General features: G+C 39.0%; 21 protein-coding genes and 1 tRNA gene. 16 read left to right on the forward strand and 6 right to left on the reverse strand.

Translation table 11 applies throughout. The features are described 5' to 3' along the window. Positions 1-30 precede the first annotated feature (30 nt). The 8 genes from mutL to I6F45_RS08980 all read left to right on the forward strand — a co-directional run bounded on the left by mutL (position 31) and on the right by I6F45_RS08980 (position 8885). On the forward strand, positions 31-1878 hold the full coding sequence (gene mutL / locus I6F45_RS08945; protein WP_197160259.1) for a DNA mismatch repair endonuclease MutL: 1848 nt from the start codon (positions 31-33) through the stop codon (positions 1876-1878). A 10-nt stretch (positions 1879-1888) separates the two neighbouring features. Beyond that, the gene (miaA, locus tag I6F45_RS08950) at positions 1889-2806 is read left to right on the forward strand and encodes a tRNA (adenosine(37)-N6)-dimethylallyltransferase MiaA (RefSeq protein ID WP_007586400.1); all 918 of its coding nucleotides are present in this window, start codon (positions 1889-1891) and stop codon (positions 2804-2806) included. A 78-nt stretch (positions 2807-2884) separates the two neighbouring features. Beyond that, positions 2885-3148 carry an RNA chaperone Hfq gene (hfq, locus tag I6F45_RS08955; protein WP_007586402.1) on the forward strand — a complete coding sequence of 88 codons (264 nt, stop codon included), beginning with the start codon at positions 2885-2887 and terminating at the stop codon, positions 3146-3148. Between the two features lie 15 nt (positions 3149-3163). Then, positions 3164-4453, forward strand: coding sequence for a ribosome rescue GTPase HflX (gene hflX, locus I6F45_RS08960; protein ID WP_197160266.1), 1290 nt, complete (start codon positions 3164-3166; stop codon positions 4451-4453). Positions 4454-4553: 100 nt separating this feature from the next. Then, positions 4554-5723: an FtsH protease activity modulator HflK gene (gene hflK, locus I6F45_RS08965; RefSeq protein ID WP_010554352.1), complete on the forward strand. Its 1170-nt coding sequence runs from the start codon at positions 4554-4556 to the stop codon at positions 5721-5723. 5 nt (positions 5724-5728) lie between these two features. After that, a complete protein-coding gene (hflC, locus tag I6F45_RS08970) occupies positions 5729-6607 on the forward strand; it encodes a protease modulator HflC (RefSeq protein ID WP_010554353.1) in 879 nt (292 codons plus the stop codon). Between the two features lie 214 nt (positions 6608-6821). Next, positions 6822-8135 carry an adenylosuccinate synthase gene (locus I6F45_RS08975; protein ID WP_010554354.1) on the forward strand — a complete coding sequence of 438 codons (1314 nt, stop codon included), beginning with the start codon at positions 6822-6824 and terminating at the stop codon, positions 8133-8135. 111 nt (positions 8136-8246) lie between these two features. Next, positions 8247-8885, forward strand: coding sequence for a tetratricopeptide repeat protein (locus I6F45_RS08980; protein WP_007586412.1), 639 nt, complete (start codon positions 8247-8249; stop codon positions 8883-8885). A 70-nt stretch (positions 8886-8955) separates the two neighbouring features. Here I6F45_RS08980 and I6F45_RS08985 read toward each other — a convergent pair whose 3' ends face one another. After that, on the reverse strand, positions 8956-10803 hold the full coding sequence (locus I6F45_RS08985; protein ID WP_007586413.1) for a cation:proton antiporter: 1848 nt from the start codon (positions 10801-10803) through the stop codon (positions 8956-8958). 870 nt (positions 10804-11673) lie between these two features. Between I6F45_RS08985 and proB the strand changes: the two genes are divergently transcribed. Next, positions 11674-12780: a glutamate 5-kinase gene (proB, locus tag I6F45_RS08990; RefSeq protein ID WP_010554355.1), complete on the forward strand. Its 1107-nt coding sequence runs from the start codon at positions 11674-11676 to the stop codon at positions 12778-12780. After that, entirely contained in the window at positions 12777-14024 is a 1248-nt protein-coding gene (locus I6F45_RS08995; RefSeq protein WP_007586417.1) for a glutamate-5-semialdehyde dehydrogenase, read from the forward strand. The genes proB and I6F45_RS08995 overlap by 4 nt, the downstream gene beginning before the upstream one ends. 76 nt (positions 14025-14100) lie before the next feature. Here I6F45_RS08995 and I6F45_RS09000 read toward each other — a convergent pair whose 3' ends face one another. From I6F45_RS09000 to I6F45_RS09015, 4 genes are all read right to left on the reverse strand, one after another. Beyond that, complete coding sequence (locus I6F45_RS09000) at positions 14101-16308, reverse strand: two-component system response regulator (protein ID WP_197160268.1); 2208 nt, start codon at positions 16306-16308, stop codon at positions 14101-14103. Positions 16309-16366: 58 nt separating this feature from the next. Next, complete coding sequence (locus I6F45_RS09005; protein WP_197160270.1) at positions 16367-19585, reverse strand: ATP-binding protein; 3219 nt, start codon at positions 19583-19585, stop codon at positions 16367-16369. Next, the gene (locus I6F45_RS09010) at positions 19585-20847 is read right to left on the reverse strand and encodes an ABC transporter substrate-binding protein (protein WP_197160272.1); all 1263 of its coding nucleotides are present in this window, start codon (positions 20845-20847) and stop codon (positions 19585-19587) included. The genes I6F45_RS09005 and I6F45_RS09010 overlap by 1 nt, the downstream gene beginning before the upstream one ends. Positions 20848-21026: 179 nt before the next feature. Beyond that, positions 21027-21102, reverse strand: a tRNA-Ala gene (locus I6F45_RS09015). A gap of 166 nt (positions 21103-21268) precedes the next feature. On the opposite strand from I6F45_RS09015, the gene I6F45_RS09020 reads away from it, so the two are divergent. Further along, the gene (locus tag I6F45_RS09020; RefSeq protein ID WP_010554359.1) at positions 21269-21664 is read left to right on the forward strand and encodes a hypothetical protein; all 396 of its coding nucleotides are present in this window, start codon (positions 21269-21271) and stop codon (positions 21662-21664) included. Between the two features lies 1 nt (position 21665). Then, positions 21666-22166 (forward strand): prolyl-tRNA synthetase associated domain-containing protein, encoded by a 501-nt coding sequence (locus I6F45_RS09025; protein WP_165741164.1) that lies wholly within the window; start codon positions 21666-21668, stop codon positions 22164-22166. On the opposite strand, the gene I6F45_RS09030 is transcribed toward I6F45_RS09025, so the two are convergent. Beyond that, complete coding sequence (locus I6F45_RS09030) at positions 22133-23281, reverse strand: MFS transporter (RefSeq protein ID WP_165727106.1); 1149 nt, start codon at positions 23279-23281, stop codon at positions 22133-22135. The genes I6F45_RS09025 and I6F45_RS09030 overlap by 34 nt on opposite strands. Before the next feature lie 198 nt (positions 23282-23479). Between I6F45_RS09030 and I6F45_RS09035 the strand changes: the two genes are divergently transcribed. From I6F45_RS09035 to I6F45_RS09050, 4 genes are all read left to right on the forward strand, one after another. Further along, a complete protein-coding gene (locus I6F45_RS09035) occupies positions 23480-24019 on the forward strand; it encodes a DUF2058 domain-containing protein (protein WP_002957867.1) in 540 nt (179 codons plus the stop codon). A 183-nt stretch (positions 24020-24202) separates the two neighbouring features. Continuing rightward, positions 24203-24526: a c-type cytochrome gene (locus I6F45_RS09040; protein WP_002957866.1), complete on the forward strand. Its 324-nt coding sequence runs from the start codon at positions 24203-24205 to the stop codon at positions 24524-24526. Positions 24527-24691: 165 nt separating this feature from the next. Then, on the forward strand, positions 24692-25459 hold the full coding sequence (locus tag I6F45_RS09045; protein ID WP_197140972.1) for a class II aldolase/adducin family protein: 768 nt from the start codon (positions 24692-24694) through the stop codon (positions 25457-25459). Positions 25460-25485: 26 nt separating this feature from the next. Beyond that, entirely contained in the window at positions 25486-26661 is a 1176-nt protein-coding gene (locus I6F45_RS09050) for a mandelate racemase/muconate lactonizing enzyme family protein (protein ID WP_007375956.1), read from the forward strand. The last annotated feature ends 61 nt before the right edge of the window (positions 26662-26722 follow it).

Consider the following 26722-nt stretch of genomic DNA (forward strand, 5'->3'; position numbering starts at 1 on the left):
CATCACTAAAATATATCTGTTAGGAAATTAATGAATATTGAAATATTACCCGCGCGTTTAGCTAACCAAATTGCCGCAGGCGAAGTGGTAGAGCGCCCAGCGTCGGTAGTAAAAGAGTTGGTCGAAAACAGTTTAGATGCTGGCGCTACACGTATTCAAATAGATATAGAGCGTGGTGGTCATAAGCTTATTCGTATTCGCGACAACGGCTCAGGGATAAGTAAAGATGAGCTAACGCTTGCACTTTCTCGTCACGCTACGAGTAAATTAAAATCTCTAGATGACCTTGAAAATATTTGTTCACTTGGTTTTAGGGGCGAAGCGCTTGCGTCAATTAGCTCTGTATCGCGTTTAACGCTGAGCTCAAAACCTAAAGAGCAAGAAGCAGCCTGGCAAGCATTTGCAGAAGGTCGCGATATGGCCGTGCAAGTAAAGCCTATAGCGCACCCTGATGGCACAACGATTGAAGTAAAAGATTTATTTTTTAATACCCCAGCAAGGCGTAAGTTTTTACGCACCGAAAAGACTGAATTTAGCCACATTGATGAGTTGATAAAGCGTATTGCGCTTAGTCGCTTTGATGTCTCTATTACACTAACTCACAACGAAAAAGTAGTAAGGCAGTATCGTGCGAAGACAGATCCCTCTCAGGCTATTACACGTGTAGCGCAAGTTGCAGGTAAGGCTTTTGCTGAGCAAGGTCTGCATATTCAATCAGGAGAGGGTGGCTTACAGCTGCATGGTTGGGTACTGCCTGTAGGTTCAGCTAATACGACTCAGTATACTTATGTTAATAATCGTATGATGCGCGATAAACTTATTCTGCATGCTATACGCCAAGCATTTGAAGAAGTAAGTGGAACACAAGAATTACCCGGTTTTGTCATTTATATTGATATAGACCCTCGCCAGGTTGATGTAAATGTTCATCCAGCTAAGCATGAAGTGCGCTTTCATCAAGGGCGCTTAATTCATGATTTTATATTGCAAGCGATTAAGCAGGTAGTAGTACCACTGCAAGGCGAATTTAGTAATGCACCGGTGAACACCGAAACTGAGTCCTCGCCAGCGTCCATGAGAACAACGCATAGCATTGCTAATAATATTCAGAGCGAAGCCGTGTTTGATTACCCTAAATCGCAATTACAGCCCTCTTATTCTGGAAGTGCTGGTAGCTCATCATCAGGCACTAGAACTGGTGGAGGTAATGGGGGATATCGGGCTACACCAAGTACGAGCCATCATGATGTAAACGCGTTTTATCAAGGTGTGAGTGAGCAACACGCTGCGCATTTTGATAATGTAGCAAACATACCCGTAGCACAACACCAGTTAGAGTCTGCGCATAATGTTTTAAAGACAGTTTCAATCATCAGTGTTAATGAAGGTGCGTGTGTATTTAGTGTTGAGCAGCAATTGTATTGCTCACATTTCAAATATGCATTGGTAGATGATTGGCATAATCAAATTAAAGAGTCCGGAAGTTTAGAAGGGAAAGCTCTTTTGCTGCCCGTAAGAGTAAACTTATCAAAAGAAGATTGCTTACTTATAGAAGCTCAGCAATCGTGGTTTACTTTACTTGGTTTTGAACTCGTAATAGAAAAACAGTTTGTAATGGTTAAAAAATTGCCAGCGTGCTTATATTTACTTGATGTAAGTACAGCGATAGGTGAGCTACTTGATGGGTGTAAAGCAGGGCTTGAAAATATAGAGAATTGGTTAGAGTGGCAGATAAAATGTGTACCTCCCCGGTTTTATTTAAGCAATGTGTTTTTAGCGCAACAAATGCGCTTACAAAATAATCCGCAAACTATTGAACGCTTACGCGAAAAAGCAGTTAAAATAGAGCTAAATCACTATTTAATGCAATTAGATTAAGGTATCAGTGTTGAGTAATTTACCAGTCATATTTTTAATGGGTCCAACTGCTGCTGGTAAAACAGCATTGGCAATCTCACTGTGCGAGCATTTAAATACAGAAATAATCAGCGTTGATTCAGCCTTAGTGTATAAAGATATGAACATTGGTACTGCAAAACCCGATGCAGAAGAACTTGCTAAAGCTCCGCATCATCTGATCGACCTACTTGACCCGAGTGAAACATATTCAGTTGCTGATTTTAGGCGCGATGCAGTACAAAAAATTGACGAATTTCATAGACAAGGTAAAGTGCCTGTATTGGTTGGAGGTACAATGTTGTACTTTAAATCTTTAATTGATGGTTTATCGCCTTTGCCTGAAGCAGATACAGTAATAAGATCAGAGCTAGAAGCACAAGCTAAAGAATTTGGCTGGCCTCATTTATATAAAGAATTAGTTAAAGTTGACCCAAAAGCAGCCGAAAAAATAAGTGAGAATGACTCACAAAGGATTAATCGAGCTTTAGAGGTTTACAGGTTAACTGGTAAGACCATGACTGAGTTGCAAAAGCAAAAACAGCCGGCTTTACCTTATACTTTTCATCAATTTGCGATTGCACCGCAAGAACGTAGCGAATTACATCGCCGAATTGAAGAAAGGTTTAAAATAATGATTGATCAGGGGTTTGAAAATGAAGTTTCGACCCTATATCTACGTAAGGATTTACACCCCAATATGCCTTCTATTCGTTGTGTTGGTTATAGACAAATGTGGGATTACCTTGCGGGTGAAACAAGCCATGATGAAATGGTTTTTCGTGGCATCGCAGCAACACGTCAATTGGCAAAACGTCAGTTAACGTGGCTTCGTAGCTGGCCTGATGTTACTTGGTTAACAACGGGTGACGAAGAAAACTTGCATCGTGTAGTAAGTTCGCTAAGCTAGTAGTAGTTGAATATTGTTTTTTATCAAATAAGTTCAGCCACTTAATTATAATAACACCTAGAACGAAGGAACAATAACATGGCAAAAGGCCAATCGTTACAAGACCCATTTTTGAATGCACTACGACGTGAGCGCATTCCAGTATCAATCTTTTTGGTAAATGGCATAAAATTACAAGGCAAAATTCAGTCATTTGACCAATTTGTTATTTTACTAGAGAACACCGTAAATCAAATGGTTTATAAGCATGCAATTTCAACAGTTGTCCCTGCTCGCGCAGTTAACTTCCAAGCAGTTCAAGGGAGTGAAGACACTGAAGAACCAGAAGCTGGTAACTTTTAATTAGGAGCATAATGTTTGTTTGACCGCTATGAATCCGGCGAACAGGCAATTTTAGTTCATATCGACTTACCTAAAGAAGGGGATCGTGAAGATCTTCATGAATTAGAAATGTTGGTATCTTCTGCTGGTGTTAGTAGTTTGGCGGTTGTGCAAGGCAGCCGTCAAGCACCACATCCGAAACTATTCGTCGGTACCGGTAAAGCAGAAGAAATAGCTGAGGTTGTCAAAATCCACAATGCAGATGTCGTAATTTTCAATCATCAACTCAGGCCGTCACAAGAGCGTAATTTAGAGCGTGTTTGTCAGTGTCGTGTGCTTGATAGAACGACGCTAATTCTTGATATTTTTGCCCAACGTGCACGTACCCATGAGGGTAAGCTGCAGGTTGAATTGGCACAACTTCGCCATATGTCGACTCGATTAATTCGGGGCTGGACCCATCTTGAACGCCAAAAAGGCGGGATTGGTTTACGTGGACCTGGTGAAACCCAACTTGAAACAGATAGACGATTACTTCGTGCCCGAATTCAAAATATCCGTGCGCGTTTAGCTAAAGTAGCAGTGCAACGCGAACAAGGTAGGCGAGCTCGTACTCGTAACGAAATACCTACGGTATCGTTAGTTGGCTATACCAATGCGGGTAAATCTACATTATTTAATCGAATTACGAATTCAGATGTATACGCGGCCGATCAGTTGTTTGCAACGCTTGACCCGACTCTACGTAAGCTTGAATTAGGTGATGTTGGTCCTGTTATCTTAGCTGATACAGTGGGCTTTATTCGTCATTTACCGCACGACTTAGTTGCTGCTTTTAAAGCAACGCTAACTGAAACTCGTGAAGCTGATTTACAGTTACATGTAATTGACGCAGCAGACTCTCGTCTTCAAGAAAATATTGAACAAGTACAATCGGTGCTTAAAGAAATTGAAGCCGATGAAGTACCACAGCTATTAATTTATAATAAAATTGATGCGCTGGATAACGTAAGCCCACGTATTGATCGAGATGACGAAGGCCAACCTATAAGAGTATGGCTTAGCGCTCAGACTGGTGAAGGGTGTGAATTACTTAGTGAGGCTATTAGTGAACTGCTTGCTAAGAAGATGTTTAACGAAACATTATTTCTTACGCCATTGTATGGTCGCCTAAGGGCTGCATTGTTTAGTTTAAATGCAGTACATGAAGAACGCTTTGATGAGCAAGGTAATTGGCTGTTAGATGTTAGAATGCCAATGGTTGAGTGGAATCGTTTAATTAAAGAATTTGGTCCTGAAATTGCTGGTTTTATCAACCGTAATTAAAAATTGACGTTTTAATGTCGGTTTTTGTATGAGAAACGCGGTAGATTTGTTAGATTTAACACAATTTCCTAATTTATTTAGATAACAATGGAGTATAGCTATGGCCTGGAATGAACCGGGTAATAATGGCAATGACAAAGATCCGTGGAATAATAAAGGCGGACGTGATCAAGGCCCACCTGATTTAGACGAGGTGTTCCGCAAGTTTAGTAACAAGTTCGGCGGCTTATTTGGCGGGAAAAAATCCGGCAATGGTAGCGGCGGTGGACTTGGCGGAGCCGGTATTTCATTTATACTTATTATCGCCGTTATTGTATGGGCGTTAAGTGGTATTTATACGGTTAAAGAAGCCGAGCGTGGTGTGGTTCTTCAATTTGGTAAATATGACCGAATTGCTGATCCTGGTCTGCGTTGGAAAATGACGTTTATTGAAACGGTAATCCCAGTAGATATTGAAGCAGTTCGTTCATTATCGGCTTCTGGTTTTATGCTTACTGAAGACGAAAACGTAGTGAGCGTTGAGTTTCAGGTGCAATACCGTGTTATTGACCCATACCTTTATGAATTTAGCGTAACTAACGCTGATAGTAGCTTAGAAGAAGCACTAGATAGTGCACTACGTTACGTTGTGGGCCATGCAAAAATGGACCAAGTATTAACTAATGGCCGTGAGGTTGTTCGTCAAAATACATGGGATGAGCTTAATAAGATTATCGAACCATATAACTTAGGTTTAATTGTTACTGACGTGAACTTTAAAGACTCTCGTCCGCCAACTGAAGTTAAAGATGCATTTGATGATGCGATTGCTGCACAAGAAGATGAAGAACGTTTCATTCGTGAAGCAGAAGCATATGCTCGTGAAATTGAACCGCGTGCTCGTGGTCAAGTAACGCGTATGACTCAAGAAGCGGAAGGTTACCAAGAGCGTATTACATTAGAAGCACAAGGTGAAGTAGCTCGTTTTGAAAAGCTATTACCTGAATATCAAGCAGCTAAAGAAGTTACTCGTGAGCGCTTATACATTGATGCAATGGAAGAAGTGTTAGGGAGTAGTTCTAAAATATTGGTTGATGTTAAAGGCGGTAATAACATGCTTTATTTACCACTTGATAAGATCATGGATAAGCAAGGGACAGCAACACGTGTTGCACTTCCAAGCTCTAGTGATATTCAAGATTTACGCAATAAAGTAAATACGTCGCGCAATAGCTCTGTTAATAGTGGTAATGACCGCTTTAACAACGACCGCTTCAATGATGGGAGATAATCATAATGAAAAACTTTAGTTTAGTAATACTATTAGCTGCCATTGTTATGTCTTTCTCATCGGTATTTGTTGTACCTGAAGGGCAAAAAGCAATTGTAATGTTATTTAGTAAAGTACAAAAAGACAGCGACGATCAAGCGATTGTATATGGCCCAGGCCTACAATTTAAGGTGCCATTTTTTAGCCAAGTACGTCGCATTGATGCACGTATTCAAACGCTAGATGGTGCGCCGGACCGCTTTGTTACTAGTGAGAAAAAAGACTTAATTGTTGATTCGTTTGTAAAATGGCGTGTTAATGACTTTAGCGCTTTTTACTTACGTGCCCGTGGCGATAAGCAATATGCTGAAACGCTACTTAAACAAAAAGTAAATAATGGTCTTCGTACAAACTTTGGTACACGTACAATTCGCGAAATTGTATCGGGTGAGCGTAGCGAGTTGATGGAAGAAGCGTTAGTACAAGCTTCTGAAAGTGCACGTGAGCTTGGTATTGAGGTGCTAGACGTACGTGTTAAGCAAATTAACCTACCACAAGAAGTGAGTAGCTCTATTTACCAACGTATGCGCGCTGAGCGTACTGCTGTTGCAAAAGAGCATCGTTCTGAAGGTCAGGAAAAAGCCGAGACTATTCGTGCGGGTGTTGACCGTCGTGTAACAGTAATGCTTGCCGATGCAGAGCGTAATGCGCGTTCTGTACGTGGTCAAGGCGATGCTGATGCCGCAGGCATCTATGCAAGCGCGTATAACAAAGACCCTGAGTTCTTTAGTTTTGTGCGTTCGCTTGAGGCTTACAAAAAGACTTTTAAAAATAAGCAAGACGTTATGGTGCTTTCACCAGATAGCGACTTCTTCCAATATATGAAAGGCGCTAAAGCTCAATAGGTTTTACGTTAATTATTTAGAAGTTAAAAAGCCTCGCATTTGCGGGGCTTTTTGTTAAACACAGTCTAGTTCTTTAAATCACTGTTATTTATGTGGTTATTAGCTAATATTTGGATATAACAAATGCGCGCAGAAAAAATAAGCTGAACAGGGGTGATCTTTACTTTAGTTTTCTGGTAAAATCTCGTCCTAATTTTCTCTAAGTGAATTTACGATGGGTAAAAACGTTGTTGTATTAGGCACCCAATGGGGTGACGAAGGAAAGGGTAAGGTAGTTGATCTCCTTACAGACAAAGCATCTTTAGTAGTTCGTTATCAAGGTGGCCACAATGCGGGTCATACTTTAGTTATCGAAGGTGAAAAGACGGTTCTACACCTTATTCCATCGGGTGTATTACGTGACAATGTTAAATGTGTGATTGGTAATGGTGTAGTTTTATCACCAGAAGCGCTAATGAGAGAAATTGGCATGCTTGAAGAACGCGGCGTACCAGTACGTGAGCGTCTTTTAATAAGTGAAGCATGTCCGCTAATCTTGCCTTTCCATGTTGCATTAGATGTAGCCCGCGAAACTGCTCGTGGCGATAAGCCAATTGGTACAACTGGCCGTGGTATCGGTCCTGCGTACGAAGATAAAGTGGCTCGCCGTGGTTTACGCGTAGGCGATTTATTTAATCCTGAATTATTTGCAGCTAAATTAAAAGAAGTTCTTGAATACCATAACTTCACTTTAGTTAACTACTACAAAGTAGACGCTGTAGATTTCCAAAAAACGTTTGATGATGCAATGGCTGTTGCTGATATCTTAAAAGCAATGGTTGTAGATGTAACTGAGCTTTTAGATCAAACGCGTTTAGCAGGCGAAAACATTTTATTTGAAGGTGCACAAGGTACGTTACTTGATATCGATCACGGTACTTACCCTTATGTAACATCTTCAAATACTACAGCTGGTGGTGTTGCTACTGGTGCAGGTTTTGGTCCATTAAACCTTGATTACGTTTTAGGTATTATTAAAGCGTACACTACACGTGTTGGTTCAGGTCCTTTCCCTACAGAGCTTTACGACGGTCTTGAGAAACAAGATCCAGTTGGTAAGCACTTAGGTGATAAAGGCCATGAGTTTGGCGCTACAACAGGTCGACTTCGTCGTACTGGTTGGTTAGATGCAGTGGCTATGCGCCGTGCGGTTCAAATCAACAGTATTTCAGGTTTTTGTTTAACTAAGCTTGATGTTTTAGACGGCTTAGAAACGCTTAAAATCTGTATTGGTTACAAGCTTGAAGATGGCACAGTTACTAACGTAACACCATTAGCAGCTGAAGGTTACGATAAAGTAACGCCAGTATACGAAGAAATGCCAGGTTGGTCAGAAAACACTGTTGGTGTAACGAGTCTTGACGGTTTACCAAAAGCTGCGATTGACTACATCAAGCGTATTGAAGAAATTACGGGTGTTCCAATTGATATTATTTCTACAGGTCCAGACCGCGTAGAAACTATGGTACTTCGCAACCCGTTTGCGTAATTACCATTAGATTAAAAAAAGCTGCCTAGTGCAGCTTTTTTTGTATCTAAAATTCACCTTGGAACGATCTTTGTATATATTTTAATAAGTTTATTTTTATAAGTGGTGAGCATGCGTTTATTTTACCGTAATTGCGTATTAAGGCTTTCATTAATTCCGCTGTCTTTATTTATAGCAACCAACAGCTTAGCTACAGAAAGCCCTGCTGCTGTACCGCTGTATACAGAATCTGAGCTAATTGCGTTAATAAATAAAAATACGCATTTAGCGCGGGTGAAGGCAGATGATTGCCAGTTAGTGCAAGATATAGAAGCACGAGCCAATAAAATGGCATTGCCGTCTTATCAATTTTTATACGGCGATATGCTGGCTTATAACGTGTGCGTGGATCGTAATGTAGAGTTAGGTGTGTATTACATGCGAAAAGCGGCTGAACAAGGCTTAGCGGCAGCGCTAGAGCAGTTAGGGCGTTACTACGACACCGGGCGTTTAGTTCAGCAAGATAAAGCAATGGCAATTACGTATTTGCGTGAAGCGTCGTCGCAAGGCAATTTAAAAGCACAACTACGTTTGGTTAAATTATTTAATGATGGCTATGGCAGCCCGCGTGATTTTGAAGATGCATACCGTTGGCTATTTAATTCTATGGTCGCAGATAAAGCGACTCATAAAAAAATTGAGCGAGCGCTGACTAAGTTAGCGCAAAAAATGCCAGATAGTGTGGTTGCGCGAGCTCGCCTTCCTATTTAATGGCTCTTAAAAAACAAAACCCTAACTTTTTAAGTTAGGGTTTTTCAGTTTTTACAGGTAATAAAAGTGTTTAACTTTCTTCTTTAGCCTTTGTTTGCGGGTCTTTTAAGACTGACATTTTAGGCGGCTGTAATGCAACAACACGCTCGCCTTCTTGCGGCGGTTTTTCCATGTTGATTGTAAACGGTCTTAGCTTAATTGGCGTATCGTCGTCGCTGTCTTTATCACCTTTAAGAATAAACAAAGGGATAGCCTCAGGGTTCATTTCTAGGTATTGCTCCCAGCTAAACTCATCCGAGATACGTGTTGAACTAACCTTACCGCCTTTAGCTATGATACTGCTCAAACGTGCGTATGAGCCTTCGTCGCCAAACAATATTTGTCTAGATAAAAACGTTGCACTGTCTTTATTTGCTTTAGCATGCGACGTTGATGAGCGAAGCGAAAATACATTTTTTTCATTAAGTAAATGCGAAAAGTATTGAACGCCTAGCGCATTATGATGACGGTTTGGCGATAGCGCTAAGACACTGCGAATAGTTGTTAGAGGTAAGTAGCGTTCAGCATGCTCTGATTGCGGGTTACCATAATAACAAGCTAAGCCATCCATACGTGCCATTCTGCAGTTTTCCCATGCAGGATCTGAAAGGTGAACCGGAATATTCTGCTCTTGTAAGCCACGTCCAATTGCACGCGATACATGGTTTGCACCAATAATTAATATTGTGTTTGGCGATGGTTGGCGTACACCTAATAGCTTGGCAACAGGGATGGCTGTTAAGCTTTGCAGCACAACCGTAATGATGATCACCGTAAATATAAGTGGCACCATCTTTTCAGCATCAGCAACGCCAGCTTCCATCATACTTAGTGCAAATACCGACCCAACGGCTGCGGCAACTATACCGCGTGGAGCAATCCAGGCAAGTACCAAGCGAGACTTCATTGGTAAGTCAGTACCAAAGGTTGAAATAGCAATACACAGTGGGCGTGCAACAAAAAGCACAATAGCTAAAAATATAAATACATCGCTGTCGAGCATCATCAAATCAGAAAGCTGTAAACGTGCTGCAAGTAAAATAAACAGCGTTGATATTAATATCATCGACAAGTCTTCTTTAAACTCAAGTACAGAATCTATTTCTAAATCGTCTTGGTTCGCAAGCCAAATACCAAATACAGTTACTGCTAATAAGCCTGATTCATGGCTTAAATAGTTTGATACAGAAAAACTAATAAGGACTAGTGCTAAAATTCCAAACTTATGTAATTCAAATGGCAGCCACTCGCGACGCATTAATAGGGTTGTTAGCCAACCTGCAGCAACACCAATACTTAAACCAACACCCAGGGTTTTAACTAAAGCAATAATAGTATGACTAAATACTTCGCCTTGGCCTACAAGCATTACAGCTTCAAATACCAATACAGCAAATAATGCGCCAATTGGGTCTATTACAATACCTTCCCAGCGAAGTATGCGGTCTATGTCTTGTGTTGGACGCATTGAGTTTAATAGCGGTGCTATAACGGTAGGGCCAGTAACAACGAGTACTGCGCCTAGTACCGCAGCAACACGCCAATTGAGCTCAAGCAACCAGTAGGCGCTTAAGCTAATAATAATGCAGGTAGTAAGCATACCGATTGAGCAGAGATTCCTTACAACTTTTCCTATCCCTTTTAATTCTCTGAAATGCAGAGTTAAGGAACCTTCAAATAAAATGATGGCAACGCTTAGTGATACTACTGGAAACAGTAAATCACCTAAAAGTGCATCAGGGTCTAAAACACCACTAAATGGTCCAAGTAAAAGACCAGTAAGCAATAAAAAAAGAATAGCGGGTACTCTAAAAGCCCACGCGACCCATTGGGCAAGCACAGAGCAAAGTGCGATACCGGCTATGTAAATTGCTGACATAGATTAAGAATTCCTTATTTATGACGATATGTTTAGAAAGTATAACTTTTGTTAATTATTAATACAGGGGTATACACCGGAAACTGAAATATTACTAATCAATTTTAGCTGCTTATAAAAGATTAGTAGGCTTAAATTATTTAGCGAGAACTTAGCCACCTTATTTTAAAGTGTATTAATTGTTTAATTTATTGAATTTTAATAACAATATAAAGGGTATGAGTGTTTCGTATTAACTTAGTTCGAATTTTAACCTTGATTTTAAAGGGGTATTTGGTGTATTATGCTTCGTGTTCTAATAATTAGTCATCTAACGAAGTTTATTGAAGATAAAACAGGCTTGTTAATCTTAACGTCATTTTTAATCTTTATAATCATGTGTTAGTGATGTTTCTAGTATTAGAGCATTACAAAATATCATTTGCCGAATTCTTGGTATGGTTTTGCCAAACAAGTTTATTTAATTATTTAAGTAAATAAAGGTTTGAGTTGAACTATTACTTTCAATATTTAGCCCCCCATCGTGGCGGTTAAATCTCGGTCCTTTGGTCTTCACCCTATCTGTTGGTGTATCAGACTTTAGAGGCTCTATGTATGTTGTTAATAAAAAAGCCACACACAGCTTTTTACAGCGATGCATAAACAACACTTTTAAATTTTTTGATTAGTGCTGCTCAATATTATTGGGTTGTTGCTACTTTTACTTAACCTCAAATCTAAGCTTCTTGTTTTAGATATGGTTTTTGCGTGTGTGTAAAAAAGTGTTGCCTAAATGAAAAGAAAAATTCGAAGCTATGTTTTAAACCTAGCTACTTAGTTTTAGCTCGTCTAATTAAGATGAGCGCAGATAAAATGGAAAGTTGAGCATTTATGCAAAAGTTAAATTGGCGACGTATCGTACTTAAAGTAGGTAGTGCATTAATTGCACCAGATCAAGATGGCTGCCGTTCGCGTTACATATTAACCATCGCACAGTTCATTGTTCGTTGTCGTGCCCGTGGAATCGAGGTCATTTTAGTATCATCGGGTTCTGTAGCGGCTGGAGCGCATTTATTCCCATCAGACAAACCTCGCTCTGTGGTGATGAAAAAAGCAATGGCAGCAGCAGGCCAAACAGAAATGATCGCCATGTGGGACCGCTTTTTTGACTTTCCATCTGCGCAACTATTATTAACGCACGGCGATTTACGTGACCGCGAGCGTTACCAAAGTATTCGCGAAACAGTGTTTACTTTACTTGAGCATGGTGTTTTTCCTATCATTAATGAAAATGATGCTGTAACTACCGACGACTTAAGAGTGGGTGATAACGACAACTTATCAGCAATGGTCGCAGCAGCAGCCGATGCCGATGCTTTATTAATATTCTCAGACGTTGATGGGTTATATGATAAAAACCCTAACTTACATGATGATGCGGTGTTACTGCCTGAAATAAAATCAATTGATGAATCTATTTATGCTATGGCAGGATGTGCTACAAGTGCTGTTGGTACTGGTGGCATGAAAACCAAAATAGAAGCGGCAGAAAAAGCAACGTCACATGGTATCGCGACTTATATTATAAACGGCTTTAAAGAAGAAACATTTACGAAACTGCTAGCTGGGGAAAATCCTGGTAGCGTATTTTTACCGTACGAAAAACCGATGCAAGATTCTGTACATTGGATGACACACACAGCAAATGAGCAAGGTGAAGTTGTTGTTGATGGATCATTTGATGAATCCCTTGAAGGTGAAAGTGGATGTATTCGCGGTGATGAAATCATGGAAGTCCATGGTGAATTTGCTGTTGGTGATACCATTTTAGTACGTAGTGAAGACGGTACGCGTTTAGCTAAAGCGACCGCAAATTATAGTAGCTGTTTGTTAAACTTTATTGCAGACAACGAACAGAGTGAATTCAGCGAAAAAATGCAGGATTCAATTGGACCAGTTATATCTGAAAAACATATCGCATTATTGGAGAAGTCATGAGTTTAATTACGGACATTTCACGCCAGACAGCTAAAGCTGCCCATACACTTGCTTTACTCGATACCGAGACTAAAAATCAAGTACTAGTTGAAATGGCAGCGGCACTAAGAGAGCAAAAAGCATTTATAATCAAAGAAAACGAAAGTGACCTAAGCGCAGCACGCGACAATAACTTAGCAGCTTCAATGATCGACCGCTTAACGCTAAACGATGAGCGTATTGAAGCAATGGCAGAAGGCATTGAAGTAATCGTAAGCCTGGACGATCCTGTTGGTCAGCTACGTGATATTACAGAGCGTCCAAATGGCATTAAAATTCGTAAAATGCGCGTACCTCTTGGCGTTGTATGTATGATTTACGAAGCACGCCCAAATGTAACAGCAGACGCTGGCGCATTATGTTTTAAATCAGGTAATGGCGTAATTTTACGTGGCGGTAAAGAAGCACTTAAAAGTTCGCAAGCTATCGCAAGTGTAATGCACAGCGTACTTGAAAAGCATAACTTACCAGTATCACTTATTTCAGTGATTCCAGATCCAGATCGTGCACTATTAATGGAATTAATGCAGCAACGTGAAAGCATTGACTTAATAATTCCACGTGGCGGTGAAGGCTTAATTAACTTTGTTACTGAAAACAGCACGATCCCAGTAATTCAGCATTACAAAGGCGTTTGTCATCTATATGTAGATAAAGATGCAGACCTAGAAATTGCGCTTAACTTACTACTTAACGGTAAAACGCAGCGTACCGGTGTTTGTAATGCACTTGAGGGCTTAGTAGTTCATCAAGATGTTGCAGATGAGTTTTTAAATCTGTGCGCAGTTGTATTACGCCAAGAAGGTGTAAAAATAAATGCTGACAGCTTTGCAGCTAAATACTTTGATAATGCAACTGTGTTAGCCGATAACGAATTTGGTGAAGAATATCTAGACCTAGAAATCGCTATTCGCGTTGTACCAAACTTTACGGCAGCGGTTGAACACATTGCACAGTTTGGTTCAAACCACACTGAAGTAATTTGCACTAAGAACGCAGCCGCTGCAGAGTTATTCCAGCGTAGTGTTGATGCTTCTGTAGTTATGGTTAATACATCATCTCGCTTTTCTGATGGCTCACAGCTGGGTCTAGGCGCAGAGATTGGTATAGCAACTTCTAAGCTTCATGCATACGGCCCTATGGGACTTGAGTCACTGACTACTGAGAAGTACTTAGTGAATGGTGAAGGCCAAGTTCGCGAGTAACCGCTAAAGCTTAATTTCATTAAAAAGCCGAGTATGGAAATACTCGGCTTTTTTGTTTTTTCAGACTACTCTGTAATTAATTTAGTTTTTCAAGCCAGTCGCTTGCAGGTTCAGGCCTGTGTAAATAATAGCCTTGAAGAATAACTTCTGGATATTCTTGCAATAAATCAAAGTGGGACTGATTCTCTACACCTTCGGCAACTATCTCGAGTTCAAATAAACGGCCTAAGCTTACAATCATATCAATAATCAACTTATCGTTATTATCAGTCGGTGCTTCCAATACAAAAGAACGGTCAATTTTTAGTTCTTGTATGGGTAATTGTTTAAGATAAGTTAAACTCGAATATCCAGTACCAAAGTCATCAATTGATACCCTAATACCTAGCTTCTTGAGAAAGTGAACAGCCTCAATAGCCGCTTCCATGTGATTAAGCAATGTACCTTCAATTATCTCAATAGTGAGTTGCTGAGGATTAATGCTATGTTGCTTTATTTGTTGGCTAATAAAGCTTAAAAAGCGCGCTTCATGAAAGTGCCTGCCACTTACATTAATTGATAGGTTTAACTCAGGATGAGTTTTACTAAGTTGCGTTAATATTTCAAGTGCATTTGAAGTTACCCAGCAATCTAAGTCATAAATTATATCTGACTCTTCGGCTATAGATATAAACTCACCAGGGCTAATGAAGCCTTTTTGAGGATGCTCCCATCTTAATAAAACCTCAGCCCCTTTAAGGGTTTGGCTTCGGTCAAATTGGGATTGTAAATATAGGGATAACTCATTATTTGAGATTGCTTTACGTAAATCTTGTTCTATTTCAAAACGGCGTTTTGCTTGCTCGCCAAACGAAGTATCAAAAAAGGTAACTCTATTACCGCCTTTTTCTTTTGCTTTGTAACAAGCCGCCTCACAGTTACGGATTGTTTCTATAGCACTTTCCCACTGATCTTCCCGAGGAAAAATATACGTGCCAATACTTACTGTTAAGCTAACGTCTTGTTCATCAACGACAAAGGGGTGGTTTACACTTATGATCAGTTCTTGGGCTTTATTTTCAGCCATAGCTTGGGCTCTGATCCTGCCAACGCCTTTTTCAACTGTACACAGTACTGCAAATTCATCACTGCCTAAGCGAGCAATAACATCTTTTTTATTCACCTTAGAATGAATTCGTTTAGTTAATTCTTTTAAAATGTTATCGCCAGCGAGTAGGCCTAATCCATCATTTATTGAGTGGAAGCTGTCTATGTCAATAATATAAATATAGGCATAACTATTTTCGGTACTACAAACCTGAAGTTGCTGCTCCAACTGCTTTAAAAAACCATTTCGGTTGGGCAAACCTGTAAGTTCATCATGCCATGTGAGGTAGTGAATTCTTTCTTGCGTTATCTTAACGCTAGAAATATCACTAAATACACCAATATAGTGCACGTTGGTATCTTGCTCGCCTCTTACCATACTAAGAGTTAATAACTCAGGATAAAGCTCGCCATTTTTTCGTCTGGTTACTAGCTCTCCACTCCAATATCCTGCTTGGTTTGCATGATGCCATACTTGATCAAAGCTAATACTAGGGTGGTTATTTTGTTTAATATCGTGCAACTGCATTTGCAGGGAGTCAGATTCAGAGTAACCTGTAATCCGGCAAAATGAAGGGTTTACGGCAATAATTTTTCCGTTACTGTCGGTAATAACAACGCCATCAGCGGTTCCCGTTAGGGCTTGATAAAATAACTTTTGTTTTGAGGAGAGTTCTTTTAATTCTTCTTCACGCTGACTTAACTCTTTCGCCAGTGACTCTATTTCAAGTAGTTTGTCGTGCAGGTCAAAGTTTTTTTCTATAAGCCTATCTAGCATGCCTTGAGCGGTAATATGAGTGCGAATGCGTGCTCTAACGAGCGCTAGCTTGTAAGGTTTGTGTATGTAGTCAATTGCGCCCATAGCAAAGCCTTTTTCTTCAGACTCTTCCTCGGTAAGCGCAGTTACAAATATGACGGGGATGCCTTTGGTATTTTGTTTCGCTTTGAGTATATTACATACTTCGTAGCCGTCCATGCCAGGCATCATTATGTCTAATAAAATCAAGTCAGGCCGAGTTGACTCAATAAAGATCAAAGCCTGCTCACCACTAGTAGAAATACGTACATCGTAGTCAGTTAAAAGTCCTTCTACTAATACGTGTAAATTACTAGGTTCGTCATCAACAATAAGAATTAAAGGTTTATGCTTTTGTTCTGTGGTTAATCCATTATTGTTTGCGAGGTAATTTGAATGCACTATCTGTCCTTCTCTGCGTTCTTTACAATATTAATCTAGTTCAGGTTAGTGGTTATGCCTAATTTTTATTATCGTTTCTATACTTATCAATAAGCTCAATTACTAACGCGTAGTTAAAATGATCAATTGCTTCTTTGAGCTTAAATAGAGAGTGGTCTCTCTCATATTGATTCATTTCTAGCTGTCTAATCAAACTGCTAGGTACGGGGCGAGCCGTTAATGCTAATGAGTATATATTATCAATAACTGAGTCTTCGTTTTCTAGTTCATGTTGCTGTATATGTTCTTTTTTAAAGCTGTAAGCTATCAAAAATTGTTTTACAGCAAAAAGTGTAAGTATTAATTGCTCATTAAAATGAGATAAATTAATACTTTTCTTATCTATTAAGCTTTTCTCAACACTTTGCGCACTTTGTTGCAGTAGCTCAAAGCCTAATGTGCCGGCCAAGCCTTTGAGTGTATGTACTAGTCGAATTAAGCTTTCTAACTCTCCATTTTTGATTAATATATCAGCTTTAATCGAAAAGTCATTGTAATCGTTGACAAACTGAGTAAATAATTTAGCTAACAATTCGTCATTGTTTTCTAGGTTTTCTTTTGCTAAAGGCAGGTTTATAGTGCTCAGAGATTCGCTACTTTGCAGATGCTTTTCTATACTTTCGTAAAGCGCATCAAAAATAATCGGTTTTACTAAAAAGTCATCCATACCCGCTCTAAACGCTGCTTTTTTATCATTAGGATCTGCGGCTGCCGTAATTGCAATTATGGGAGTTTTGTAGCCTCGCTCTCTTAATATGCTTGTTGCTTCAAGCCCATCCATAACTGGCATTTGAACATCCATAAAAATAATATCGATGTCATTTATCTCTATTTTATCTAATGCATCATGTCCATTATCAGCAATGATCACGGTCATATCTAATTTTGCTAAAAGGGCGGAGGCTATTTCTTGGTTAATTCTATTATCATCAACAACTAATGCATTAAAACCCGAGAATTTAGGGTGAGGCTTTAATTGCTTTTCTTTGAAATTATTTGGTGAAAGCTTTCTTAAAATTTCAACTTCACTATTTTTATTACCAATAATTATAATGTCTATATTTTCATTTTTTGCAATTGGCTCAGGAGACTCTTCATCGGTAATTAATAAAATCAGTGTCAATTTTTCATTAACGTTTTTATTTTGAGCGTACAGTTGTTGTAAAATAAAGTTATCGTTGAGCTCTTTTTTTTCTATCGACATTATTACAATACTAAATGGGCTACTAGGCTGAGACATTTTTGCAATGGCTCTTAATGGTTCTTGTGTTGTTTCTGTCGTTATATTTATATCACTTAGTAAGTCCATTAATTTTTTAATTTGGTCATTATCAGGGCTAATTAATAAGGCGTGTTTTTTAAGCTTTTGTTGCTCAGATAAAGTAAAGGGTAGAGTAAAGAAAAACTCGCTACCTTGATTAATCGTGCTCCTTACTTGTATATCTCCGCCCAGCAATTTAGTTAATTGTTTGCTTATAGTGAGTCCTAAACCAGTCCCACCATACTTTCTTGTTGTGCTTGAATCACCTTGCGAGAAAGACTGGAATATAATTTTTGATTGCTCTTCAGTCATCCCAATACCCGTGTCTTTTATACTAAAGCGAAGGTTTATTGTTTTTTCGTGTTGAGATGTCGCTTCTATAATTAATGATATTTCACCATGCTCAGTAAACTTAATTGCGTTACCTACACAGTTATTTATTATTTGACTTAAGTGCATTGGATCGCCAATAAGTTCAAGCCCTGCATCAACGTGTAAAGTAAAGTTTAATAACAAGCCTTTTTGCTTAGCATTTGTTGAGAATAAATTTTGAACGTTAGAAACTATAGTATGTAAGGTAAACGGGATTTGCTCTAACTGAACTTTGTCTGATTCTAGTTTAGAAAAATCCAGAATATTATTTAAAATCTGCAATAAATTTTGAGCACTTGAAAAAGCTTTATCTGCGTAGTGTTTTTGCCTTGAGGGAAGCTCGCTGCTTTGTAAAAGTTGCAACATACCTAATATACCATTCATTGGGGTGCGAAGTTCATGACTCATATTGGCTACAAAATCTATTTTTGTTTTATTGGCTTTATCAGTTTGCTCCATAGCACTCGTCAGGTCGGCATTCATTGCTTCCATTTGGGAATTTAATACGCGGGTTTCATTGAGTAGCTCTTTGGTTTGCTTATTTTTTAAATATAAAGCGTTGGCTGCTTTTATTACCGACGCTATTTCAGTTTGATTTTGGCTGGTATTTGAAATGGTTACTGGCTTTTCGTTATTCATGTCTTTAAGTAATAAAGTGAGCTGGGTAATCGGTTTTATAACCGATCTAAAAATAAAATAGCTTAATAATAAAATGATTAACATAATTAAAACGGCAAATATATTTGCCTGTTCTGTATTTTTTGTTAAGTGGCTACTTAGTAGCTCTTCTGTTTCGGTTAGTTTATTTTTTTCTATATTTTTAATTTCATTAGTTAAATACAGCAATTCGTTTTCTATGCCTGTAAGCACTACATTTACAGAAAAAGTGTAGCTACGGGTGAGTAATACAAGTTGGTTATAAGCTTGTTTTAAGCTTGTTGTTTTATTGGAGAGGGATTCATTTATTACAGAGGTGCTCGTTAGTTTTTTATGTAAGTGATTTAAGTTTTGTTTTACATTTTGTGCTTCATCAAAATTAGGTTTATAGAGATAGCTTATAATTGCGTGTTTTAAATTACTTATTGTGAGTAAAACATCGTTAAAAATAACTTTATTATCATTGTTTGAAGACCCTTCTAAATCACTAATTGTTACCTGTAGGTCATCAATAGGCTGTTTGAACTGAGTAGTGTAAAGGTGTTCGCGTTTTTGTCTGTTTACGACAACTTGGCCAAATGTATCTTGGTAATTATTTAGATACTCGCCAAGGCGTATTAGTGAGTTTTGATACTCAGGGGTCTGGTTTTGAGTGTTTGTTTTTAGCTGCTCGAGATTTAGATTTGCCTTATTTAAATAAAAATTAAATTTGGTAATCGTATTTTCATTTGCATTGTCAATAAATGAAACTGCATGCCCTTGCAGGGAAATAATATCGTTTTCTAAGTGATTCACAGCTTCACTTTGAATAAGCGCGTTATGCTGCGACTTTTGCAAGTTAAGTAAGGACGTTTGCGAATAGTTAAACAAATAGCTTTGTAAAAGAAGTAATCCAATCAGCGAACACAAAGCTAATATTATTTTTGATTTAATTGAATTTATTATCATTATCGGCTAATCAACTCATACCATTTTTGTAGACTGTAGTCATAGGTTGGCATAACTGTATTCCATACTGCTACATTGCTAAAGCGTTTATAGTAACTACCACCATTACGTTGCGCACCAGCTTTAATAGCTACGTCGCCATTTGTATTTAATAAGTCTATGTTTGTTGCTTTTCCACCGTACCAGTAATCCCATTCGGCCGGCGATAAGAGTAGTTTAGAGCGTTGTGGGTTACTAATGTAATAACCTTGGCGAGCAATAAATGCACCAGGCCAGCCTGAAAGCCACCAATTCATATAATCGTAAGCTGCATCTTTTACGCTACTTTGTGTTTGTGACGATAAACACATAACACCATGCCAGCCTCGGTAGCCTTCTTTTGGCGCGGCAAAACGAATATTAATATTTTGGCTGTTTAACGCAGAGACGGCAGGCGAAAACATACTTTCTATATGGGCTCGCTTACTTCTCATAAATTCAATCGACTCAGGAACCGAGTTCCAATAGCCACTAAAGTGACCTTGGCGTTTAAAGTCGAGTAATATACTAAACAATCTATCAAGTTCTGGGCGAGTCATCGCACCTATATTTTTAAATTTTATAAGCCCTTTACTTTGCGCTGCTAGGGCTAGGTCAAAGAGTCCAATGGTAGGCGCATTTACGATAGCTACTTTACCTCTGTTCTCGTCATCAAGCAGCCAACTCCAGCTTTCGGTTTCGTATGCTATACCGGGCTTAATAAAATCGGTGTTGTAACCAAAAGAGTCAACATTATGCACATAAGGTAAAAAGCTAATATGATCGCTTTCTTGTGAGCTTAATGTGCCATCGGGTTGAACATTTAATAATTTATAGGGAGCATCACCTGCACCAATACTTGCAGTTTCGGTTAGTTTTCCCGTTTTAGTAAGTGGATTTATCTCGTTAAAGTAGGTGAGTCGTTTTTTTTCTATTGGCTGTATAGAACCTGCATCCCAAAGCACATTAATGCTGTTTGACCATTGTTCGTATAAATCAAAGGAGCTAGGGTCCATTGATGCCTTTTGCAAAACAGCAGCGCTGCCTGCGGGAGTAAATTCTATATTAATACCCAAGTCACTCATCGCTTGTTTGCGGATAGCCTCTTGGAGTGTTACATGCGTACCAAGCACTCTTAATGTGACTTTTTTTCGAGCAAAAACATAAGGCGCATGTGTTATTGCACCAGCTGTTAAACCTATTGCAGCTAGCTTTTTTAGCGTTGAACGCTTAGGTATGTCCATGTTAAGCCTAAAGTACTAATGTGTGACATTATGTATAGCTAAGAACTTGTAAAGACACAAGTTGAATGGATAAATTTAAAATTATATAAAATGAAAAACTAGAATAGTAGGGTGTCAAAAAATAATAAAAACAATGGAAAAATAGAAGAGTAGAGCGAATTTGAAAAGGAGTAGGAAAGTGGTGGAGCTAAGCAGGATCGAACTGCTGACCTCCTGCGTGCAAGGCAGGCGCTCTCCCAGCTGAGCTATAGCCCCACATTCCTAAATTACATATAATGTAACTGCTTGACTGCTGAGTTCCAAGCGGGACGAACTTTAAGTTTTTTTATAAATTTGGTCAAGTATTTTTTCGTAAATTTTCACTGTTTACGTCAATTTTTGTTAGACTCGGCTTAATTCAAAACTAAAACGATAAAAAACAATGAAAAAATGTGTTCTAGCGCTTATGGTTTTACTCGCTGGCTGTGCCTCAAATGATGAGCCGCCTTTTGAAATAAATAATAAACAGTTTCACGAAAAGCAAGATGAGCAAGGCAATAAGCTTTTTGCTTATGTTGTTTCGGTAAAAGCTAAGCATCGTGAAAACTTTAACCTAGACCGTGGTCCTAACAATAGACCAAGCCGTGGTGAGGTTAAGCAGTATATAGAGAAAGAGCATTTTGAAGAGTCGAGCATTCTGAAGTTGCAGCTAGAAGATCAAGCAGTTGAATTATTAAATCAAGAGCTAAAAGAGCGTGAGTATTGCGATAACAAACATGAAGTTAATGATGTTTTATGGCGAGATTTGAGCGTACAGCTAAGAGGACGTTGCTTGTAATATGTTGGCTGATAAAACTAAGTTAGCAGAGCTTTTAGTGGACCTAAATATTACTTACGATGCAATAGAACATCCGCCGCTACATACTAGCTTAGCGGCTGATGAGTTTATGATTGAGCGCCCAGGTACTCGTCTTAAAAACCTATTTTTACGCGATAACGAAGGCAAGCGACACTTTTTAGTTATTACAGCGCACAATAAGCAACTCGATTTAAAGGCACTATCAAAGCAACAAGGGCTTTCGCGTTTAGGGTTTGCATCGAGTGAACGCTTAGCAACGTATTTAAAAGTGGCTCCTGGGTGTGTATCTATGTTGGCTCTTTTAAATGATAAGCAAAACGAAGTGAGCTTATGGGTCGATCAAGATATTTGGGGTGGTAATTTGTTTCATTGTCATCCGTTTGAAAACACCCAAACATGGTTGCTTAGTAAAGCTGATTTAGAAACATTTTTTAATCACACAAAGCATCAACCGCGCGTTGTATTTTTACCCTCAAAATAAGCCCACATAATTAACGATAAACCGCATAAGCAAACCGCGAGCAGCGTAAACATAAACGCTGTTTGCCCATGATGTTGGTATACCACACCGGGTAATAACGACCCCAATGCCCCACCACTGTAATAAAACGATACATATCCGCCATTGGTTACGCTTGGCGGGGCTTTACTTATTTTATTAACGAGCGGTGCGGCAGTTGAGTGAATCACAAACATAGCGCCACAAAACAAAGTAAATGCGATTAAAAATAAGCTAAGCTGGTGGCTCATTAATAAAATAATACTCACACTATAAAAACTAAATACCGCAGTTAATAAATGCCAAGGCGAAGGGACTTTTTTAAGTAACCAAGGTGCAGCAATCGAGGCGAGGGCACCAACTAAATAACCACTGTAAACTAAACCTATGTCACGAGTATTGGTAATTAAAAACGTGTTTTGTAATATAAACGGTAAGTAATTAAGTAGTGCAGCAAAGCAAAAAAACATACAAAAAACGGCACCGTACACTTTAAGGATAGCCCCTTCTTTAAGCTGTTTAATGTAGTCCAGTGGTGAAAGCTGAGACTTTGTTGCTGGGTTCGAAAATTGAGAATGTTTGATTGTTAAAGCTAAAAAAATAAGCATAAAAGCAATTACGTAATAAAAGCTCTGCCAATTCCATAAGTCGCTAAACAAAGCTGCGAGCACACGACCAAAGTAACCACCAACTATACTGCTACCAATATATAGGGTCATGTTTTTTTGAAGTGTATCAGCGCTATAACTCATACCTATATAGCTAGTCATTGCTGTTAAAGCTGCGGGGAGCGTTAGACCTTGTAAAAATCTGACTAATAATAAAAGCTCAAAGCTAGGTACATAAATAAAAAGTAAGCAGCTAAGGCCTAAAAGCACCATTGCAATACGTAATATAAGTAATGGATTTATTTTTGCTAAAAATAAACCATAAACGAGCGGGGCAATGGCTAAGGGCAGCATAGTTGCAGTCATTAAGCTGCCAGCTACCGCAGGTGCTACATTAAATTCGCTCGCAAAAAGGCTAAGTAGGGGTTGCGGTGCATAAAGCACAAAAAATATAAATACCGAGCAAACGAGTAGATGAGGTAAACGCATTATATGGCTTGTGCATTTGCTGATTGGTTGCGTGGCATTGTATTAAAAATTGTTTTTAATTCATAATTAAAACCATAGTCATTGCGCTATATCATGGTTTGTTTTAACTAGTTTGCTAGATTAATGTCGATAGCGCTGTTATTTGAACTCGTTGGTGATTAAAATAGCGATAATATTAGTTTTTAGTGGAACAAAGCCATGGGTTCATTACAAGACCAATTGCTTCAAGCAGGATTAACAACATCGCATAATGCTAAAGTTGCTAAATCAGAAAAGCGTAAGCAACAAAAAAAGCAAAAGAAAGGGGCTACTAGCAACCCAAGTGATCTGCAAAAGCATATTCAACAAACCAAGCTAGAGCAGCAAAAAAAAGCTGAAGAGCTTAACCAAACACGCCAAGTAAGCTTAAAGCAGCGCGAGCAAGAAGCGCGTGTTAAACAAATTTTAGAGCACCACAACCAAGACGCTATTCGTGGTGAGCGCACATTTAATTTTACTTATCAAAATAAAGTAAAAAATATCGACGTAAACGAGAAAACGCAAAAAGCGTTATCGGGCGGTCGTTTAGCTATTTGTGTACTAGAAGGGCAATTTTACGTATTAGACGACGAACCAGCACGCAAAGTGGCTGAAGTTGACGAAAAGTATATTGTTTTTCATGTAGAGCCAGAAAACAAACCAAAAGATGAAGATGACCCGTACGCAGACTTTGAAGTACCAGATGATATAGTGTGGTAATAGTCCATTAAGGGTAAGCTCATTTTTATTTGCTAAAGTATATAAAAGTGAGACAGAAACGAGTTAGCGGTTTTTGGTTAAGTTGATCGTCTAGCGTCGTTTCGTACGTATGCTTTTTATTTGATTGTTTACTACAATCAATAGAACAGTTTTTCTAACCGTCAAAAAAGAAGAGTAAATACAATGAGCAAGATGAAAACACTACTATTAGGCGCGGGCATTACTTTAGCCGCAAGCTTCTCGTTTAATGCAGCTGCTGCCGATGGCGCTGCACTCTATACCGCTAAAAATTGTCAAACTTGTCATGGCGCTGAAGGTAAAGCACCAATTATGGGTATGTACCCTAAACTAAACGGTCAAAACAAAGATTATTTAGTAGCGCAAATGAAAGATATTAAGTCAGGTGCACGTAATAACGGTATGACCATGGCTATGAAAGCAATGGTTGCAACGGTAACTGATGAAGAGTTTGAAGCAATTGCAGATTACCTAGCTAACGTAAAATAATTTACGCAGTTATACCATTTTAATACAATTGGTATTTTAGTTTTACAAACAGCCACACAATAGTGTGGCTGTTTTGTTTGGTGTTTGCTATAAAATAGAGACTGCTTTAGACTTCTAAACATCTGTTCGTACAGGTTAATAATGTACGTTTTTAAAAGGCTTATTATGTTTGATTTACCCCAACTCGATTTAAAAAATAAAGTATCGGCACAAGAGTGGCAACTGCGTATTGATTTAGCTGCGTGTTACAGACTGGTAGAGCACTTTCGTTGGGGGGATTTGATCTATACGCATTTATCAGCACGTTTGCCTGGCACCGATCATTACTTAGTGAATGCCTTTGGTTTAACCTTTGATGAAGTAACTGCGTCTAATTTAGTAAAGGTCGACTTAGACGGTAACATTATTGACGATACGCCATTTAGTATTAATCCTGCTGGTTTTACTATTCACAGTGCGATTCATGAGGTACGCGAAGACGCTCATTGTGTTATTCACCTTCATACCAAAGAAACAATCGCAGTCGCTACACAAAAAAATGGTTTATTACCGCTTAGCCAATATTCAATGTTTTCACTGCCATCACTTTCTTATCATGGCTACGAAGGGCTTGCAGTAAACGACGACGAGCGAAAAGTGCTGCAAGATGATTTGGGCAGTACTAACCATATGTTATTGGTAAACCACGGTGGCTTAACGGTAGGCCCAACGGTAGGCGATGCGTTTATGCGCTTTTATGATTTACAGCGAGCGTGTGAAATTCAATTAGCGCTACAATCAAGCTTGCAAGAGGTGATTGAAGTACCGCAACCTATAATCGACAATATTTATAATCAAGCAAACGTAGTACACAGCGGCAGCACTGGCGGGCAACTTGCGTGGCCTGCGATGTTACGTAAAGCGTATCGACTTGACCCTAGTTTTGCAAAATAACCCATAGCGGTTAATAAGGAATTTTAATGAAAGTAAATCGCGTTGAAGTATTTGATATTCACTGTCCTGATAGACCTTCTTGGACACCTGTGTTTGTACGTATTCATACTGACGAAGGTATTAGTGGTGTTGGCGAAGCGGGCCTTGCATACGATTTAGGTCACAGTGCTGCAGCGGCTATGATTAAAGAAATGGCCGACGCCTTTTTAATCGGCCACGACCCGTTTCAAACAGAAAAACTATGGTCTCGTATGTTACGTGAAAGCTTTTGGGGTTTAGGCGGCGGACCTGTTGTATATGCTGCAATGAGCGCAATTGATACCGCACTTTGGGATATAAAAGGTAAAGCGCTTGGTTTACCTGTATATCAATTGTTAGGCGGTAAAGTTAACGACAAACTACGCACTTACGCTTCGCAATTACAGTTCGACTGGGATAGCGAATTTAAAGCGCTCGTACAGCCGCAAGAATATGCAGAAGCGGCTTTAAAGGCGATGGCCGAAGGTTACGATGCAGTAAAAGTAGATCCAATTCAGTACGATAAAGACGGCAATACTTATTACGACCGTACAAAAATAATCTCACGTACTGAAATGAAGCTATACCGTGCGCGTATGCAAGCTATTCGCGAAGCAGTAGGCGACGAAGTAGACATTATTTTCGAATGCCACAGTTTACCGGGTGTTACAACCGCCATTCAGTTGGGTGAAATTGCAGAAGAATTTGACTGTATGTACTTTGAAGAGCCAGTTAACTATTTAAACCATTCATTACATGCAAAAGTAGCAGATAAAGTTAATGTGCCAATTGCTGGTGGTGAACGTTTGTATAATCGCTGGGGTGTGCGCCCGTACTTAGAAGATCAAAGTATTGATGTTCTACAACCTGATATTGGTTTATGTGGTGGTTTTACCGAAACCAAAAAAGTGTGTGATTACGCTGATATTTTTGATGTGCGTATTCAAGCTCACGTATGTGGCGGGCCTGTTGCAACGGCAGCATCACTGCACTTAGAAACGGCTATCCCTAACTTTTTGATTCATGAGCACCACACTTATGCGATTAAAAAGTGGAACCGCGAGTTATGTTTACAAGACCCACAACCTAAAAATGGTTTCTTTGAAGTGTCAGAAGAGCCTGGGTTAGGTATTGAATTAAACGATGAGATTGTTATGCGTTCTCAACGCGTAGAAATAAAATAATAGCCTTTTAACCTAACTTTAGGTTATGCATTAAAAAGCCGGTAAGTGAATAGTCACTTAC

It is taken from the genome of Pseudoalteromonas sp. SWYJZ19 (assembly GCF_015864375.1).
GTDB classification, from domain to species: Bacteria; Pseudomonadota; Gammaproteobacteria; order Enterobacterales; family Alteromonadaceae; genus Pseudoalteromonas; species Pseudoalteromonas arctica.

Coding starts and splice junctions, on each gene's coding strand:
- mutL (WP_197160259.1), top strand. CDS start 31: ATGAATATTGAAATATTACCCGCGCGTTTAGCTAACCAAATTGCCGCA.
- I6F45_RS09045 (WP_197140972.1), top strand. CDS start 24,692: ATGTTTGATTTACCCCAACTCGATTTAAAAAATAAAGTATCGGCACAA.
- I6F45_RS09035 (WP_002957867.1), top strand. CDS start 23,480: ATGGGTTCATTACAAGACCAATTGCTTCAAGCAGGATTAACAACATCG.
- I6F45_RS09025 (WP_165741164.1), top strand. CDS start 21,666: ATGTTGGCTGATAAAACTAAGTTAGCAGAGCTTTTAGTGGACCTAAAT.
- hflC (WP_010554353.1), top strand. CDS start 5,729: ATGAAAAACTTTAGTTTAGTAATACTATTAGCTGCCATTGTTATGTCT.
- I6F45_RS09010 (WP_197160272.1), bottom strand. CDS start 20,847: ATGGACATACCTAAGCGTTCAACGCTAAAAAAGCTAGCTGCAATAGGT.
- I6F45_RS08975 (WP_010554354.1), top strand. CDS start 6,822: ATGGGTAAAAACGTTGTTGTATTAGGCACCCAATGGGGTGACGAAGGA.
- proB (WP_010554355.1), top strand. CDS start 11,674: ATGCAAAAGTTAAATTGGCGACGTATCGTACTTAAAGTAGGTAGTGCA.
- I6F45_RS09050 (WP_007375956.1), top strand. CDS start 25,486: ATGAAAGTAAATCGCGTTGAAGTATTTGATATTCACTGTCCTGATAGA.
- I6F45_RS08985 (WP_007586413.1), bottom strand. CDS start 10,803: ATGTCAGCAATTTACATAGCCGGTATCGCACTTTGCTCTGTGCTTGCC.
- hflK (WP_010554352.1), top strand. CDS start 4,554: ATGGCCTGGAATGAACCGGGTAATAATGGCAATGACAAAGATCCGTGG.
- hfq (WP_007586402.1), top strand. CDS start 2,885: ATGGCAAAAGGCCAATCGTTACAAGACCCATTTTTGAATGCACTACGA.
- I6F45_RS09020 (WP_010554359.1), top strand. CDS start 21,269: ATGAAAAAATGTGTTCTAGCGCTTATGGTTTTACTCGCTGGCTGTGCC.
- I6F45_RS09005 (WP_197160270.1), bottom strand. CDS start 19,585: ATGATAATAAATTCAATTAAATCAAAAATAATATTAGCTTTGTGTTCG.
- I6F45_RS08995 (WP_007586417.1), top strand. CDS start 12,777: ATGAGTTTAATTACGGACATTTCACGCCAGACAGCTAAAGCTGCCCAT.
- I6F45_RS08980 (WP_007586412.1), top strand. CDS start 8,247: ATGCGTTTATTTTACCGTAATTGCGTATTAAGGCTTTCATTAATTCCG.
- I6F45_RS09040 (WP_002957866.1), top strand. CDS start 24,203: ATGAGCAAGATGAAAACACTACTATTAGGCGCGGGCATTACTTTAGCC.
- I6F45_RS09030 (WP_165727106.1), bottom strand. CDS start 23,281: ATGCGTTTACCTCATCTACTCGTTTGCTCGGTATTTATATTTTTTGTG.